Origin of the sequence: Hymenobacter miniatus, from assembly GCF_016427455.1 — a bacterium.
Classification (GTDB): domain Bacteria; phylum Bacteroidota; class Bacteroidia; order Cytophagales; family Hymenobacteraceae; genus Hymenobacter; species Hymenobacter armeniacus.
This window is the reverse complement of record NZ_JAELXR010000009.1, coordinates 118,917-133,238: the sequence shown is the minus strand read 5'-3', so window position 1 is coordinate 133,238 and position 14,322 is coordinate 118,917. Positions and strand designations below refer to the sequence as shown.

Here is a 14,322-nt window from a genome sequence, read left to right as displayed (position 1 = left end):
CGCGGGCACCGGTGAATGAAGCGAAGGAGCTGGCAGGTCAGTCAGTGGGGATTTGGCCGGTGGCCACGAGGTAGCTGGGCAGGCGCCGGGCGCCCGCCAGGGGCGAGGGCAGGCGCCGCCGGGCCGCGGCCGGCGCAGGGGCGGCCGGGGCGGGCGTCGGCACCGCCTCGGGGGCGGGTTCCCACACTTTCCAGGCGGCCTGGCCGCGCTGCCAGAGGTCTTCCAGCAGGTTGCGGTCGCGCAGCGTGTCCATGGGCTGCCAGAAGCCGGGGTGGCGGTAGGCGGCCAGCTGGCCCTCGGCCGCCAGGCATTCGAGCGGGTCGCGCTCCCACACCGTGGCGTCGCCGCCGATGTAGTCGAGCACGGCCGGCTCCAGCACAAAGAAGCCGCCGTTCACCCAAGGCATCAGGCCGCCGTCGGGCTTCTCGCTGAAGCTGTTGATGCGGGCGTCTTCCTCGCCCAGGTTGAACACCCCGAAGCGGCCCGGCTGGCGCACCGCCGTGAGCGTGGCCAGCAGGCCCTGCCGCCGGTGAAAGGCAATGCTGGCCTGAATGTCGACGTCGCCCACGCCGTCGCCGTAGGTCAGGCAGAAGGTTTCGTCGTCCAGGTAGTGGCGCACGCGGCGCAGGCGGCCGCCGGTCATGGTTTCCTGGCCGGTGTCCACCAGCGTCACCGTCCAGGGCTCGGCGCGGTGGTAGCGCACCTGCATCTCGTTGCGGTCCATGCGGAACGTCACGTCGGAGTTGTGCAGGAAGTAGTTGGCGAAGTACTGCTTGATGAGGTGGCCCTTGTAGCCGCAGCAAATCACAAAATCGGTGATGCCGTGGTGGGCGTAGATTTTCATGATGTGCCAGAGAATCGGCTGCCCGCCAATCTCGACCATGGGCTTGGGCCGCAGCCCGCTTTCCTCGCTGATGCGGGTGCCGTAGCCGCCCGCCAGAATCACTGCTTTCATACACAAAAGGCTAGGAATGAACGGTGGAAAGGGCGTCGGCGCGCCGAAGCTTCAGGGCGCCGTGGCGCAGGCTGGTGCGTAGGCCGCGCCGGCCGCTGGGGCGAGCGGGCAGCGCCTTGGCCTGCCAGCGCGTGAGCAGGTGGCGGGCCAGCAGCCACACAAACCAGGTGTTGGTGACGAGGTAGCGGCGGGCCAGGCGGCGGGGCTCCAGCCAGAGGCGGTAGGCCCACTCCAGCCACAGCCCGCGGGCCCACTCCGGCAGGCGCCGCTCCAGCCCCGCATACACCAGGAAGGCCTGGCCCACGCCCAGCATGCAGGCCCGCACCCGGCCGCGGTGCTCGGCCATCCAGCGCTCCTGCCGGGGGCAGCCCAGCGCCACAAACACCAGGTCGGGGTCGGCGTCGTTGATGGCGGCCACGGCGGCGGCGTCTTCTTCTGGCGTGAGCGGGCGGAAGGGCGGGGCCTGCCAGCCGGCCACCCGCAGCGCGGGCAGCTCGCGCCGGGCCCGGGCCACCATGGCCGTCAGCACCGCCTCGGTGGTGCCGTAGAAATACACCGACTGCCCGCGGGCGGCGGCCTCGGTTAGCAGGGCGGGCAGCAGGTCCATACCGGCCACGCGGGGCTGCGGCTGGCCGTGCAGCCAGCCCAGGGCCGCTGCTACGGGGCTGCCGTCGGGCGTCACCACGCTGGCCTGGTCCAGCACGCGCCGGAACTGCGGGTCCTGGTGGGCTTCCACCAGCATGTGGGCGTTGGCGCAGCACACGTAGGCCGAGGCGCGGGCCGCCCCCAGCCGCAGAATGGCGTCGATGAACTCGGGCACGGCCCCGGTCGAGATGCGGGCGTCCAGCACGGGGCGTTTCAGTAGCAGGGTTGACATAAGCAGGGAAAGGTGATGGCGGGAAGGGAGGGAGGTGATTGGTGAGGCCAGGCCCGGCTCAGTAGGCGTTTTCTTCGCCGCGAACCATGTTGACCACGGTTTGGCCGATGATTTTCAAATCGAGAATGAAGGACCAGTTTTCCAGGTACTTGAGGTCGTACTCCACGCGCTTCTCCATGGCGTTGGGGGCGCGGGTTTCGCCGCGGCAGCCGTTCACCTGGGCGTAGCCCGTGATGCCGGGCGTCACGGCGTGGCGCAGCTGGTAGGTGTTCATGCGCTGGGAGTATTCCTGCAGCTGCGAGAGCATGTTGGGCCGCGGCCCCACCACCGACATGTGCCCCAGCAGCACGTTGAAGAATTGGGGCAGCTCGTCGAGGTTGTACTTGCGCAGGTAGTAGCCCACGCGCGTCACCCGGGGGTCGCCTTTGCGGGCCTGCAGCTCGGTCTGGCCGTGGCCCGTGTGCATGGTGCGCAGCTTGTAGCACGGAAACAGCCGGTTGCGCCGCCCCGGCCGCAGCTGCTTGAAAAACACCGGCCCCCGCGAGTCGAGCTTGATGGCCAGCGCCAGCACCGGCATCAGCAGCGGAAACAGCAGCCCGATGACCAGCCCCGAAAACACCACGTCAAAGCTGCGCTTGAGCAGGCGGTTGGCCCAGATGGCCAGCGGCTCGCGCCGCACCGTGAGAATGGGCAGGTGGTCGTAGTGGTACACGCTCACGTCCTGGCGCATGGTGCCGGGGTAGTCGGGCACGATGCGAAACGAGAGGAAGTTGTTGATGGCGAAGTCCGACAGCTCCCGGATGAGCTGGTGATGGTCGAAGGGCAGCGCGAAGTAGATTTCGTCGACCGGCGTGCGCAGGCAGTAGTCCTTCACCTCGGCCACCGGGCCGCGCACCAGCGGGCGCAGGGCCGGCGCCACCGGCTCATCGGCAAAAAAGCCCTTGAACTGGGTGCCCATCGGGTCGTGGGCGGCCAGGAAATGGTAGAGGCGCTGCCCGCTTTCGCTGGCCCCCACTATCACGTAGCGGCTGTGGGGCTCGCCGAAGTAGCGCTGGTAAGCCCGGTAGCAAAACGCCAGCACGAAGCGCCCCAGCACCACGCCCGGAACGGCCAGCCCGTACACCAGCAGCAGCTCCTTCAGGGGCAGTTGCTGCACGTCGAGCAGCAGCGCCGTGCCCAGCAGCAGCAGCGCGTGCATCAGAAAGGTGCGCAGCAGGTAGCCCAGCTTCTCGGCGTAGGTAATCAGCCGGTCGAGGCGGAAGATGTTGGCGTACTGCCGCGAGAGCGTCCACCAGAGCAGGGCAAAAATGATGAACAGAAACGGCGCGTAGCCGGTAAACTCCCAGCTGTGCCACACCAGGAAGCCGGCCAGGCGAAACGCCCCAAAGATGATGGCAACATCCAGCAGCGGCAGGATAAACCGAGTCGAATCGGTATAGTGCGCGTATCGTTCCATAAGCTTGAGGAGTAAGGGTGAAGCATGAGAATGGAGCTGCCGGGCAGGGAATGTTGAGATGATGTGGTGAAGGAAAAGAAGCTATTTCCACTAATCAATGATTTAATTGACCTCCGTCTATAAGGCAAAGTGCATGTATATAAAAAACACTATGTAAAAAGCTTCTTGAGGCCCAACAGACATCGTTCGGCTGGAAAAAACCCAATTTATTTTTATGGTACTACCCCGGGGGTATTTTTGCTTTTATCAGGAAGTAGGCAGTGGCATGAGCGGTTTTTTCTGCTGCTGGAACCGTCCGCCAGGGACATTAACCGCTTCCTTTTTGGGCCGTTCGCCGCCCGGAACAACAAAAAAGCCTGGCCAATCTGGCCAGGCTTTTCAGCAGTAGTGGTAAGAAGTAAGTGCTTGCGGGAGCCGCCTATGCGGTGCGCAGGGCCGGCTCGTGGCCGGGCTGCAGGCTGCTTAGAGAATACTGGCGGTGGTCGGCGGTCAACCGGTCGTCGGTCCGCACGGTCAAGCCAGGGGTAGCGGTTTCAAGGATGAAACGGAGGCCCTGCACAGGGGCAGCCTGGGCACTGGCGGGGCGCAGGCCGGCCTGAGCAGTGGCGGCCGAAGCCACCTGAGCTTGCGCGTCGGGGCGGCTGGTGGCCGGGAATAGGCCGAAGCCGTTGGGGCTAGGCGCTATGCTGCGCATGGCCGTGGAGTTGTGCTTCCAGATTTCGAGGCCGGAGAGGTTGGCGTTGCCGCCGGTGGTGCCCACGTTGAGGGTGCCGTCGGTGACGTTGGCCGTGAACGGGCCCACCCGCTCCCAGTGGCCGGCCGAGCCGGTGCTGTAACCGGTGCGCACGGTCTGGCCCTCGAGCTGGATGTTCAGGGTTTCGGGCGAGTTGTCTTCCCAGATGTACAAGTACACCGAGTACGTGCCGCTGGCCACGCCGCCCACGGCCAGGGTGGGGCCCGTGCCGAACAGGGCCGAGCGAATCATGCCCGCCCGCGCCGCGTCGGTGCTGGGGTTAATCGAAGAAGACGGGCTCGACCAGCCCGAAGCGTTGGTGCTGAAGTTGGCCGCGCCGCTGCTGGCTTCCCAGTTGCGCCCGTCAATCGTGGTGGCCGCGCCGCCCAGGTTAAACGCCCGGTAGAACGTAGCGTTGGCCGGGCCGGTGGCCAGCGGATTGGCAGGCGCGCTCACCGTCACATTCACAGCCGTAGAAGCCGTGGCGGCGCCGGCGTTGTCGGTGGCGCGGGCCGTGAGGCCGAGCGTGCCGGCGGCCGTGGGCGTGTAGCTGAAGGCGTAAGGAGCCGTCAGGTCCTCGCCGAGCTTGGTGGCGCCGTTGAAGAACTCCACTTTGCTCACCGTGCCGTTGGCGTCGGCGGCCGTGGCCGACAAGGTCAGGGCCGTGCCCACCGTGCCCGTCGCGGGCGCGCTCAGGCTCACCGTCGGCGGCGTGTTGGCCGGGGCGGTGGTGCTGTTCTGCTTGAAGATTTCGAGGCCGGAAAGGTTGGCGTTGCCGCCGGTGGTGCCCACGTTGAGGGTGCCGTCGGTGACGTTGGCCGTGAAGGGGCCCACCCGCTCCCAGTGGCCGGCCGAGCCGGTGCTGTAACCGGTGCGCACGGTCTGGCCCTCGAGCTGGATGTTCAGGGTCTCGGGCGAGTTGTCTTCCCAGATGTACAAGTACACCGAGTACGTGCCGCTGGCCACGCCGCCCACGGCCAGGGTGGGGCCCGTGCCGAACAGGGCCGAGGTAATCATGCCCGCGCGGGCCGCGTCGGTGGCCGGGTTGAGCGAGGCGCCGGGGCTCGACCAGCCCGAGGCGTTGGTGCTGAAGTTGGCCGCCCCGCTGCTGGCTTCCCAGCTGCGCCCGTCGATGGTGGCCGCCGCGCCGCCCAGGTTAAACGCCCGGTAGAAGGTCGAATTTGCGGGGTCGCCCGAGGACGTTACAGGCGGCGTCGTGGTGGTGCCGGTGCCCACCGTCACGCTAGCCGTGTTCGAAGTCGTACTCGCGCCGGCGTTGTCGGTGGCGCGGGCCGTGAGGCCGAGCGTGCCGGCGGCCGTGGGGGTATAGCTGAGCGAATAAGGCGAAGTCAGGTCCTCGCCGAGCTTGGTGGCGCCGCTGAAGAACTCCACTTTGCTCACCGTGCCGTTGGCGTCGGCGGCCGTGGCCGACAAGGCCAGGGCCGTGCCCACCGTGCCCGTGGCCGGCGCGCTCAGGCTCACCGTCGGCGGCGTGTTGGCCGGCGCCGTGGTGCCGCTGCCGGCGGAGCCGCCGGGGCCGAGCGTCACGTTGTTCTGGGCCAGCTTTTGCTGCCAGAGGGTCAGCTCGTTCTGCTCCACGCCCAGCGTGATGGGGTTGGGCAAGTGGTTGGTGCCGGTGCAGGTGGCGCAGGCGCCGTTCGAGAGGTCGTGCCGGTCCTGGAAAGGAATGGTGTAGCCCGGGTTGCGGTAGCCGATGGTGTTGTTCTGAATGGTATTGTTGTAGAACACGCTGCTCGACACCTGGTGGCCGTTGAACACGGCCGTGCCCGCATATACGGCGTTCAGCGGCGTGCCATCGGGCAGGTAGGCGCTGGTCACAATGCGGTTGTTGTAGTACTTGATGTCGTGGCCGGCGGCAATGTTCATCCCCGCGTTGCAGGTCGAAACGAACTGGTTGTCATAGGCTTCCAGAAAGGCCGGCACGGTGCTCACGGTGGTGCCGTCGCCGTCGGTGGTCATGCCCGTGCCCGAGTAGGTGCTGCTGGTGGCCGGGAAAGGGTAGGCGCCCTGCACGTAGTTGTCGTGCACGCGGGCCGGGCTCTGGGCCGTGCCGCCCGAGTTGTAGAAGTTGATGTTGTCTTCCACCGACGACAGGTTGGGCTCATTAATCACCTGGTTCCAGGCAATTTCGATGTTGGCGATGTTGCGCACCGTGTTCAGGCCGATGAAGTTGGCCAGGTTGCGCCCGCCGTTGCGGGTGCGGCCGTCGATGTCGAGCACCTTGTTGCGCAGAATGCGCACCGTCTGGCTGGCCGAGCCGTCGCCGCTGAACTGGTAGATGGTAAAGCCCGTGGTGTGCTCCAGGTAGTTGTTCTCGGCCCGAATGTTCCGGGCGTTGGTGGCGGCAATGAAGCGGCCGCGGTACCGGTCGTCCTGGGTGGGCGTGGTGCCGTAGGCCTGGCTGTTGAGCACGGTGATGTCGCCGGGCGTGCCGTTGGCCTGAATCAGGTCGCCGGGGCCCACCAGAATGCAGCCCTGCAGCGTCACCGGCGACGACGTAGCGATGGTCACGGCCGGCGTATTGGAGTCGGTGCTCTTGTAATTGCCGGTGTAGGTGCCGCCTTGGGTGATGGTGATGGGGCCCTGATACGTCACGTTCGGGACGTTTTGGGCCTGGGCCAGTGCCGGCGCCAGGGCCAGACTCAGCCAAGCGGCACGCAGCAATGACGAAATGCGATTTTTCTTAGAATGGACTTTCAAACTGGTGGTTCTGGTTTAAGCAATAGCGCCGAACTCAACCCTTGCAGGCTGCGAAACGCCATCAATGAAAGAAAACACCCAGGTTGTTTTTGTTCAATTATCGCCGCAGCCTGCGCTGCCCGAGCCAATTCATCGCCATGTGTTCGCCAGCCTCATTCCGGACTGTGGCCAGCGGCCAGCACGGCAACGGTTTTCGCCGCGAAAAACGCGGGAACCCCCATTATTAAATTGACTCTGACAAGTGATTCAGGCTTTTACTTCAACAACACAACTCCAACACCCTCGGCCGACGGCCCCCTGGCCGCCCTTGTTTGGTTCGTCAGCTTCCGCAGAAAATTCCTTCTTGGCGAAAGACTTACCACGTAACCCGACGAGCCTTCTTGATGTTCATCTTGTAAAAGTGATACACCAAGACTTGCTCTTCGTAGCAAATCTACAAAGCGAAGGGGAATTTAGTTCATCCCGGGGAACTTGTACTATTGCCGATGTATGCAAACAATAGAAAATCGAAATTGAATATTTTTACGTTACCTCCTCATTTATCGGTACTTAGCACAGAAGCGTTTGTGAGTGCTCGGGAGCAAAAAAAGTTGAAAAGGACGGCTTCAACTCACGCTGTCAGTGAATTGAAGCCGCCCTCCGCGGCTGTGAAGGCCAGGCAAGCCGCCCCGGTACGGGCGGCCGCTGCGGGTTTACTGGTCGAGAAACACCGCAAAATCGGTTAGCTGCACCGGCTGGTCGGCTTGGTGCAGGTGGCACAGCGGCACTTCGCCGTAGAACGAGGCCCACATGGAATAAGAACTGGGCGGCCCCAGCAGGTAGTCGCAGCCGGCCAGGGCGTAGAGGTCTTCCACAAAATGGCCGCTGCCGCGGTGCACGGGCAGGCCGGCAAAATCGGCCAGGTGCAAGTCTTCGTCGGAGCACAGCAGGAACTCGACGCGCCGGCTGGGGGCAAACTGGGCCCGCAGGGCCCGCATGTGGCGGGCGTACACGTCATTGCCGAAGAAATACTGCCCGTTGGCAAAGGTGGCGTAGTCGCCACGCCGGATGTGCACGCCCACCAGCACCTCGGCGGTGCTGCGGCAGCGGGCCAGCACGGCCGCCACGGCCTGCCGGTGCGGCGGCACCAGCGCAAACAGCCGGCGGATGAGGGCGGCGTGCCGGGCAAAGCTGGGCCGGTCGCGGAAGCACCAGCCGTGCAGCAGCACCACGCGCTGGCGCACGGCGGCGAGGTAGGGCGCCGCGCCCAGGTCGAAGGTACCGGCGCTGTCGTCGAGGTAGAGCAGCTGCGGCAGGCCCGTCCAGGCCGGCAGCCAGCGGCGCACGGCGGCCAGCCCCCGAAACACCTGCGGCCGCTGCACCAGGCCCAGCAGCCACTCCAGGGCGCGGGCCAGCCACTGGTGGGGCAGTAGCGCCAGCCGCACCGGCAGCGCACCGAAATCATCGGCCGCCGGGGCCTCAAAAAAACGGGCGTAGGCCGCAAAGCTCGGGTTGGCCACGGCGTGTCCGTGCTCGGCGGCGTTGGCCACGAGGTGGGCAAAGAGAAACAGCCGGTTGCCCAGCTGGCCGAAACGTTTTACCAGAATGACCATGAGATGGTAGGGGTAGAGACGCAATATGTTGCGTCTCGTCGTTGAACGAAGACGCCCGAACGGTGACGCTAAAACGCTATGCAAACGGCGCGGCTGACGTGACGCAACATATTGCGTCTCTACCCCGGTTTTAATGCAGAAAATACCCCAGCAGCCGGCGCAGGTAGCCGTTGAGCAGGAAGAAGGGCAAAAAGAAAACCGGCGCGTTTTTGAGGGCGAAGTAGGTGAAATTGCGCAGGTTGCCACCGCCCCGGATGCCGAACAGGTGCTGGTAGTAGCCGCGCAGGCTGCGCCGCCGCCGGGTCTGCACCTGGCCGCTGTCGTCGGGGTAGGTGAGCAGGTGGGTGTCGTAGTTGACGTACACCGGGAACCCGGCCCGCCGGGCCTGGCTGGTGAAGTCGTAGTCGGCCAGGTAGTGGGGCAGGTGGCGCTCGTCGAACAAGCCCTGCGTGACGAATACCGCGGCCGGAATCAGCAGGCCGCGGCCGGGCAGGTAGGTCACGGGGTGCAGCCCGCACCGGTCTTCGGGCGGCAGCGTGGCCAGCAGGTTGTGGCGCTGGTGGGTCAGAAAGCTGAAGGTTTCGCCGCCAAACACGGGTTGGCCGGTGGCGGCGTCGAGCTCCACGGGGCCGAGCAGGGCGCTGGGCTGGCGCCGGGCCCAGCGCAGGGCATTTTCGATGAAATCGGGCGGGGCCACCACGTCGTTGTTGAGCGTCATGACGCGGTCGGCGCCACGGGCCAGGGCGTGGCGAATGCCCAGGTTCACGGCGGCCGTCCAATAGAGCTGGCCGGTGCCGGGCAGCACCTCCACCGCCGGAAACTCGCGGGCCAGGTGCGCGGCGGTGCCATCGGTGGAGCCATCGTCGACGACGACCACCCGGAAATGCTGCACCTTCTGCGCTTGCAGCGACTGCAGGCAGGCCCGCGTGAAGTGCCAGCGGTTGAAAACGGGAATGATGACGTAGAGCACGGCCGTGATGAAAAGGTGAGAAAGGGTGACGAATAAGGCGTTGGCCCGCCGTGGCTACGCCACTTCGGCCGGCACGGGCGCCGGCACCAGGTCCGACAGCACGTGGGCGGCGTCGGCGGCGCGCAGCAGCAGGCGGGCCACCAAGGCCGGCCAGCTCTGTTCGCGGGCATAGGCGAAGCTGGCCCGACCCCGCCGTTCGAGCTCGTCGGGGTGGTCGTAGAGGTGCTCCACGGCGCGGGCCAGGGCGGCGGCCGTGGCCTCGGGCGACTGCACCGGCACTTTCAGCCCCGCGTCGTCGGGGATGAAGTCGGTGGCGCCGTGGTGGTCCAGCGTCAGAATGGGCAGGCCCATGGCCATCGACTCTAAGTACTGGGCCGCGTAGCTGTCGCGCAAGCTGCAGAGCATGAACAGGTCGTGGGCCAGAAAAGCCGAGCGCACCGTGGCGTAGGGCGCGTTGCCGTGCCAGGTCACGCGGTGGTGCAGGCCGGCGGCCTCTATCCAGCCGGGCAGCAGCGGGGCCACTGGCCCGTCGCCGTAAATGTTGAGGTGAAACCGCACCCGCGGGTGCACCTGCCCCAGGGCCTCGAGCACCAGGTGCAGCCCCTTGCGCGGAAACAGCCGGGCCAGCCACAGAATGCGCAGCTCGCGCCCGGCCAGGGGCGCGCGCGCCGGGTACTCGGGCGGGAAGAAGCTGAGGGGCAGGGCCGTGCTCATGGCCAGCTCCACGTGGCGGGCGCCCAGTTCCCAAGCCAGCTGGGCCGTTTCGCGGTTGGCCGCAAACACCAAGGCGGCGTGGCGCAGCGTCTGGCGCACGTTGGGGTCGAAGGTGATTAGCAGCCAGCTCACCAGGTTGCGCAGGGTTTCGGTCTTGAACCAGTCGGGCAGGTAGCGGCGCAGCAGCTTGGGCGCCTGCTGCCCCCCGCCCACGGGCCCAAAAATGAGCGGCCGGCCCAGGCGCCACAGCCAGGAAGCAAACTGCAGGCTGCCAAAGGTGACGTGGTGCACCAAGTCGAAGCACACACTTTGGTCGAGGGGCCGGGCCAGCCGCCAGGCGCGGTACTGCCACACCATGTAGTGCAGGTACACGCCAAACTGCCAGCGGTACAAGAACTCCACCCACCCCGGCACGGGCACGAACACAAAGTGCAGGCGTTGGGCCGCCGGATTGGCCGCGCGGGCATGCATTTCGGCCTCAATGGCGTCTTTCCCCCAAGGCGTGGTGAGGCACCACACCTCGTGGCCGAGGTTGGCCATCTCCCAGGCCCAGTTGAAGCCATTGCCGCCCTCGCCGCCGTGAGTCGGGTCGCAGGCATACGCCGAAAGCAAAATTTTCATCGCGGAGCAGCTTCAACGGTCACGGGAGAAAAGGAGGGGCCGACGCCCGCCGCCACCGCCGGGCGGGCCGGCCGCAGCAGGCCCCGCAGCTTGGCCCGCAGCCGCCCGCCCAAAAAAGCGCGAAACTGCTGCCGGTCGCGCGGCCGGTCGTTGAGCACCCGGCTGGGGTGGCGCAACGGCCAGTGCAGCTGGCCCGTGGGCAGGGCGGCGTGGGGGTCGGTGGCGTCCTGGGTGTGGGTGGCCTCTTCGTGTCCGAAGCCGATGTTGGTGACCAGGTTCACGCTGGGCATGATGGTGAGGCCGGCGTGGGCCGCCCGGGCAAAATGCCACTGGTAGTCCCAGGTGGTGAAGGGACGCGGGCCGTGGTACAGGTCCCAGAACTTGCGCAGGAAATACTGGCTTTCGAGCTGGCTGCTGAAGCTGCCGCGCAGGCGGCCGTGGGCGGCCAAAGTGGGCAGGGCGTGCAGGTGCAGGTCGTAGTGCTGCCAGGCGCGGCGCCAGGTGGCCCAGCCCCAGGTGTGTACTTGTTGGGAGAAATAATAGGAGTCGGTTTTGGGGCCCAGCGCGCTGCCGGCGTCGGGGCCAAAATGGTTGCCCCCGATGTGCATCACGCGGGTGTCGTGGCGGTAGCGGGCCAGCAGCTCGGTGCAGAACGGGATGAAATCGGGCGCGGGCAGGCAGTCGTCTTCCACGATGATGCCTTCGGTCTCGTGGGCAAAAAACCAGTTGATGGATTCGGACACGGCCACGCTGCAGCCCAGGTTGTTGACGCGGAACAGCGTGTGCACTTCGCAGTTCCAGCGGGCCGTAATCTGCATCACCACGGCCCGCACCTGGGCGCAGAGGGCCTCGTCGGTGGGGTGGCCGGGGCGGGCGCCGTCGGCGGCCACGTACAGCCGATGCACCCCGGCCACCATCAGCCGGTTGAGCACCTGGGCCGTGGCGTCGGGGCGGTTAAAAACCAGGAACAGGACCGGCGTCTCGCAACGGGGCCGTACGGGGGGCTTGTCAGCCGGCGGAAGTGGGGGCGAGGGTATCATGGGGGATGAGGCTTGCGGAATGATTAAAAGAATTGGTGGCCAGCGGGCTGATTTCCAGTCCGTAGCGCACGGCCTGATAAATTTCGAACGTGCGGTCCAGCACCGTGGCGGGGTCGTGGCGGGCCAGGGCCACGGCCTGGGCCTGGCGGGCCAGGCGGGCGCGCAGGGCGGGGGCGTGGTGCAGGCGCAGCACCTGGGCGGCCAGGCTGTCGGGCGTGGGCTCGGCAAAGAGGCCGGTTTCGCCGTCTTCGATGAGGGAGCTCACGCCGCCCACGTTGGTGGCCACCACGGGCAGGCCCGCCACCTGGGCCTCGCACACGCTGTTGGGGCTGTTGTCGAGGTAGGACGGGTGAATGAGGCACTCGGCTTCGCGGCAGAGCCGGGCCAGCTGCTCGCCGTTCTGGTAGCCGCGGTATTCCACGTCATCGGGGCGCAGGTGGCGCAGCGGGTAGCGGCGGTAGGCGTCGGCCACCTCGTTGGGGTAGTGCCCGCCGGCTATCACCAGCTTGAAGTCGGTGGTTTGGCGGAGGATGTCGAAGGCGGCCAGGGTTTCTTGGTAGCCCTTCATCACCTGCGAGCCCCCCATGAACAGCAGCACCGGCCGGCCGCCGGCGGGCGCGGCGCGGGGCTCGTGCGCGGCCCGGAAAAACGGCTCGCGCAGGGCCTCCCAGTTGTGGTAGATGCGGGCTTTGGGGTTGAAGCGGGCCGCGTGGGCGGCGTCCCAATGCGTGCGGCACGAGAAGTTGGGCATCAGCGGGAGGTACTTGCGCTCGTAGTAGCCGGCCAGCGTCCAGAGCACCTTGCGCCACGAGAGCAGCCCCGGCACGCACTTCACGCACTCCGACACCAGCCCCTGCATCGAGAGCAACAGCGGCATGTCGAGCCCGGCCGCCGCCGCCGGAAACTGCAGCTCCGAGCCGTGTAGGTGCAGCAGGTCGTAGCGGTGCGCGTGCTGGCGCAGGTAGCGCGCCGTGATGCCGATGCGCTGCTGGTAGAGCGTGAACAAGTCTTGCCGAAAGGCCGGCACGCGCAGCGAAATGAAGCGGATGCCTTCGTGGTCGAACTCTTCCACGGGGCGCTCCTGGCGGGCGTTCCAGTTCAGAATGCTGAGCTGCACGCGCGGGTGCCGGCTGAGCAAGTCGGCCAGCGTCACGAGCCAGGGCACGGGGTGTTCGCGGGTGATGCGCGGCGAAGGGTAAGCCGCAAGCCACAGGATTTTCATGGCCGGAAGAGTTAGAAAGAAGAAAAAGGGCAGGGCCGGCGTGCCGCCTACGGCGTGGCCCCAACTCGCGGCGGGTGCGCCGCCAGCAGGTCAGTACTTTGCAAAACGGCGGGTTCCAGGTGTGCGCTGGCGTTGGCTGTTGGCAGCGCCCGCCCCGGTGCTGGCCGGGCGGCTCCCGCCGGCGCCGGCCGGCTGGTGATGGCCAGCAGCAGGCCAATGAAGCCGTAGGCGTAGTTGGGCCAGTCGTAGGAAAGCCCGAACACCGGAAACGTGGCCACAAACGCCAGCAGCGCCGCCGGGCCTTCCTGCAGGGGCGCCAGGCTCAGCAGGCAGCGGCCCAGCTGCACCGCCGGCACGCCCAGCACCAGCAGCATCCCCAGCCAGCCAAAGTAGAACAGCCGGTCGAGGTAGAAGCTGTGGAAGTGGTGGCCGGTGAAGTCGGGCCACACTTGCTTGCCCGAGTCGTCGCTGTAGAACTGCACGGGCACTTCAAAGCCCTGCAGCCGCCAGCCGGCCAGGGGCCGCTCGCGCACCAGCGGCAGGTAGGCCTCGTACTGCTGCATGCGGAAGGTGCCGGTGCCCTGCGTGGTGGGGTGCTGAATGTCGCTGATGCTTTTGGCCAGTTTCTGCACCACGTCGGGGTTGTCGAGCACCACGGCCAGGCCGCTGGCCAGCCCCAGCCCCACGCCCAGCGCCCCCAGCACGGCCAGCCGCGTGCCCCAGGCCCGCGCCGCCGGCACCCGCAGGGCCAGCAGGCCCAGGTCGAGCACCAGCGCCAGGGCCGTGCACACCCACACCGTGCGGTGCTGCAAAAACACTATCAGCGCCAGGCACAGCAGGCCAGCCAGCCCATAGACCAGGTTGTTGGAGGAGATATAAAAGTTGAGGCAGAGCAGCAGCACCGGCAGCAGCAGGTAGGCCGACGTGACGCTAAACCCCCGCTCGGTTTCCAGAAACGAGCCCAGCGTCAGCGCCTCAGGGTAAACGACAATCAGACTGAGCAGCAGCGTCGCCAGCATCAGGCCCGCCAATTGCCGGTAAGACGGCGGCGGAAAACGCCGGTAAACCGCGTACATCCCAAACAGCGGGAGCAGCGCCGTCAGCTTGCTAAACACGTGGGGGTATTTGGCCCACGAATGCCACAGCGCGTACGACTCCAGCGCCAGCCCCGCCATGCTGACCAGCAGCACCGCCAGCCACACCTGCACCACTGGCTGAAAGTATCCGTAGTAGCGCACCGCCGCCGCCAGCGATAAGGCCGTCAGGGCGTACTCGTAGCGCAGCCCCAGCCCGGCTTCGTCGGCCTTCCCAAAAAAGAAGGCGTTGAAGGCCGGGTTGGTGAACAGCACCGCCAGCAGCGGCAGCAGGTACAGAAAGCGCAGGTTGAGTTTCATGGCGCGCGTAGGTTTCCAGACTATCTA

At 66.5% G+C, this 14,322-nt stretch carries 11 protein-coding genes; 1 reads left to right on the top strand and 10 read right to left on the bottom strand.

Annotated elements, in window-relative coordinates:
* Positions 1-37 precede the first annotated feature (37 nt).
* The 4 genes from rfbF to JAO73_RS15185 all read right to left on the bottom strand — a co-directional run bounded on the left by rfbF (position 38) and on the right by JAO73_RS15185 (position 6,706).
* Complete coding sequence (rfbF, locus tag JAO73_RS15200) at positions 38-955, bottom strand: glucose-1-phosphate cytidylyltransferase (protein WP_198977977.1); 918 nt, start codon at positions 953-955, stop codon at positions 38-40.
* A 10-nt stretch (positions 956-965) separates the two neighbouring features.
* On the bottom strand, positions 966-1,832 hold the full coding sequence (locus tag JAO73_RS15195) for a WecB/TagA/CpsF family glycosyltransferase (protein WP_233169222.1): 867 nt from the start codon (positions 1,830-1,832) through the stop codon (positions 966-968).
* Positions 1,833-1,890: 58 nt separating this feature from the next.
* Entirely contained in the window at positions 1,891-3,288 is a 1,398-nt protein-coding gene (locus JAO73_RS15190; RefSeq protein ID WP_198977976.1) for an exopolysaccharide biosynthesis polyprenyl glycosylphosphotransferase, read from the bottom strand.
* 418 nt (positions 3,289-3,706) lie between these two features.
* A complete protein-coding gene (locus JAO73_RS15185) occupies positions 3,707-6,706 on the bottom strand; it encodes an Ig-like domain-containing protein (RefSeq protein WP_198977974.1) in 3,000 nt (999 codons plus the stop codon).
* Positions 6,707-6,730: 24 nt separating this feature from the next.
* Here JAO73_RS15185 and JAO73_RS15180 point away from each other — a divergent pair, with 24 nt between their 5' ends.
* Positions 6,731-7,108, top strand: coding sequence for a hypothetical protein (locus JAO73_RS15180; RefSeq protein WP_198977972.1), 378 nt, complete (start codon positions 6,731-6,733; stop codon positions 7,106-7,108).
* A 326-nt stretch (positions 7,109-7,434) separates the two neighbouring features.
* Here the strand turns inward: JAO73_RS15180 and JAO73_RS15175 are convergent, their stop codons facing one another.
* From JAO73_RS15175 to JAO73_RS15150, 6 genes are all read right to left on the bottom strand, one after another.
* Positions 7,435-8,334, bottom strand: a complete 900-nt coding sequence (locus JAO73_RS15175) for an O-fucosyltransferase family protein (RefSeq protein ID WP_198977971.1) — start codon at positions 8,332-8,334, stop codon at positions 7,435-7,437.
* 130 nt (positions 8,335-8,464) lie between these two features.
* Positions 8,465-9,304: a glycosyltransferase family 2 protein gene (locus tag JAO73_RS15170; RefSeq protein ID WP_198977970.1), complete on the bottom strand. Its 840-nt coding sequence runs from the start codon at positions 9,302-9,304 to the stop codon at positions 8,465-8,467.
* Positions 9,305-9,358: 54 nt separating this feature from the next.
* Entirely contained in the window at positions 9,359-10,639 is a 1,281-nt protein-coding gene (locus JAO73_RS15165; RefSeq protein ID WP_198977968.1) for a glycosyltransferase family 4 protein, read from the bottom strand.
* On the bottom strand, positions 10,636-11,679 hold the full coding sequence (locus JAO73_RS15160; protein ID WP_198977966.1) for a nucleotide-diphospho-sugar transferase: 1,044 nt from the start codon (positions 11,677-11,679) through the stop codon (positions 10,636-10,638). Before JAO73_RS15160 ends, JAO73_RS15165 begins: the two co-directional genes overlap by 4 nt.
* A complete protein-coding gene (locus JAO73_RS15155) occupies positions 11,648-12,901 on the bottom strand; it encodes a glycosyltransferase family 4 protein (RefSeq protein WP_198977964.1) in 1,254 nt (417 codons plus the stop codon). The genes JAO73_RS15160 and JAO73_RS15155 overlap by 32 nt, the downstream gene beginning before the upstream one ends.
* 47 nt (positions 12,902-12,948) lie before the next feature.
* Positions 12,949-14,295 carry an O-antigen ligase family protein gene (locus tag JAO73_RS15150; protein ID WP_198977962.1) on the bottom strand — a complete coding sequence of 449 codons (1,347 nt, stop codon included), beginning with the start codon at positions 14,293-14,295 and terminating at the stop codon, positions 12,949-12,951.
* Positions 14,296-14,322 lie beyond the last annotated feature (27 nt).